A 1,611-nucleotide genomic window follows, 5' to 3' on the forward strand; every position below is an offset into this window, starting at 1 on the left:
GGGCAATGTCATAAAGCTATAAGACCATTAAATGGAAAACAATTTCCCAGACACTTTTTTAGTAACTAAAATGATAATAGCTTTTCTGTCACAACCTAAAAAAGACAATAAGATGCACGGGACTTAACCATATATTTTTTAAGCCCTTCAACATTCTTATTTACTTTTGTAAATCAAATCAAGTATCGTAAAGATGTTTGGATTTATAGGCACCTTTTTCGATTTCGGGAGAATTTATTTGACGTAATCACTTTGTTACGCTTATAACTTCTACCATTTCGTATAGGTGTCTTCTTTTTCACGAGTGATCTCATCAATTGATCAAACCTCCGAAGCCTCTTCCTTGGGCTACTTTCAAGTAATAGTAAAACCAAAGAATGTTTGAGTTTGCCTATAACGAAATTGGTATTGGCTTTATATTCATGTTTTAGTCCTTTTCCTTCGTTTGCCTGTTGAATACGCTCTGTTACCTCGTTTTCTAAGAGAGCTACCATATTTGTTAGATAAACCGATGCATAGAAGTCTTGTTCTACCGCAATAGGTGTACTTCCTGTAAAGTTTTCGATTTCCAGCTTATTCTTCATGACGTCATACTCCTTTTCAATCCCCCAACGCTTAAAGTAAAGCTCTTTGAAATCTTGAACACCTAGATTCTCCTCCATCAAATTGGTTACGAGTATTTCTTCTTCTCCAGAACTCAATTCAAACCGCAATACACGAGCTGTCACCGTTTCACCATCAACCGAAAAGGTAATAACTTGATCGCTTTGAGTTGTTTCTTTGAGCTCCCTCATCGAGCTTAGAGGTACACGCATTACGTACTTAAGATCATTCTGCTCCATATAAGCGATAAAATGTTTGGAAGGGTAACCTCGATCAAATAAAATCAGATCGTTTTTCAACCCCAGTTTCTTTAGGTCTTGAATCAATCCCTTCGCTAAAGCTCGTTCCCCCGTTCTATAAGGTGCGATTTTGGAGGCTATAACGAGATTATTTTCAATATCATAGATACAAGAAACTTGGGCACGCGCGCACGTAATCGACTGGTTGTGTATGTAGCCAAAATGGTCTCGTAACTGCTCGGTGTTATGAATTTCAAATACAGAACCATCAATCGCGCAAAGTCTGTAACCATAGAAGGTCTTGAAGTCATGATGTTCATAAAACCACTGAAGCACGGCTAGTGTTAAGGTGATGAAGGCAGAAGGTGAGATTTTCTGTCTGGCTTCTGAGTAGGCCTGCTTCGTAATGCCTTCATCTGATAGGTTCAACCGATCAAAGAAATCCTCAAGCTCTAATTGAATACTCTTTTTAACGAAGAACAGACTAAAAAGAATCGTATTTTTAAAGCTCAATTTCCCACCGGACCGTGTAAAATACGTAGGTTTCCTGCGCGATTCACACATAAAGATAACATCGTTTAAAAGTTGCTTGGTTACGTCTACTGCACCCAAAAATCGCTTGTTTTTCATAATAAATCTCCCCAATAAATCGTTTGGTATACCAAAAAACGGTATTCAAGTCGATTATTGGGGAGATTTTAAAAAGTCAAGTATTTTGCCTGGCGGAGGAGTATACATATTTTGTAAGCTTACCTTTATGACATTGCCC

The 1,611-nt window shown here is 37.8% G+C and carries 1 protein-coding gene; it reads right to left on the reverse strand.

What is annotated here, in order from left to right; all coding sequences use genetic code 11:
* Positions 1–203 precede the first annotated feature (203 nt).
* Positions 204–1,472 carry an IS4 family transposase gene (locus N782_RS20385; protein ID WP_036824883.1) on the reverse strand — a complete coding sequence of 423 codons (1,269 nt, stop codon included), beginning with the start codon at positions 1,470–1,472 and terminating at the stop codon, positions 204–206.
* Positions 1,473–1,611: the final 139 nt, after the last annotated feature.

The sequence above is a fragment of the Pontibacillus yanchengensis Y32 genome, assembly GCF_000770635.1.
In the GTDB taxonomy this organism is placed as follows: domain Bacteria; phylum Bacillota; class Bacilli; order Bacillales; family BH030062; genus Pontibacillus; species Pontibacillus yanchengensis.

Coding starts and splice junctions, on each gene's coding strand:
- N782_RS20385 (WP_036824883.1), bottom strand. CDS start 1,472: ATGAAAAACAAGCGATTTTTGGGTGCAGTAGACGTAACCAAGCAACTT.